A 224-nucleotide genomic window follows, 5' to 3' on the forward strand; every position below is an offset into this window, starting at 1 on the left:
TGCGATAGCATTTTCTGGGTTAGCATTGGGTCGACCTTGGCCCGCCCTTTGATGCTGCCGCCGGTGAGCGCGAGATCGGTCATCGGAGACATGACCATCGCTCCGGCTGTCCGAGGCAATAACGGGTCCCGGCTTACCTTCGCCATGAGCGCGAGGCTGAGGCCGCCGCCCGCGGAGTCTCCGACCAAATGATGTTCGCATGCCTAATGCCCGCAAGACCACGA

General features: G+C 62.1%; 1 protein-coding gene. It reads right to left on the bottom strand.

Going from position 1 to position 224, the window contains the following annotated elements; genetic code table 11:
* The coding region (locus GSQ79_RS30470) for an alpha/beta hydrolase fold domain-containing protein (RefSeq protein ID WP_368669979.1) at window positions 1-188 on the bottom strand (188 nt) is incomplete at its 3' end.
* Window positions 189-224 lie beyond the last annotated feature (36 nt).

This window comes from Beijerinckia sp. L45 (assembly GCF_009765775.1).
GTDB lineage: Bacteria > Pseudomonadota > Alphaproteobacteria > Rhizobiales > Beijerinckiaceae > RH-AL1.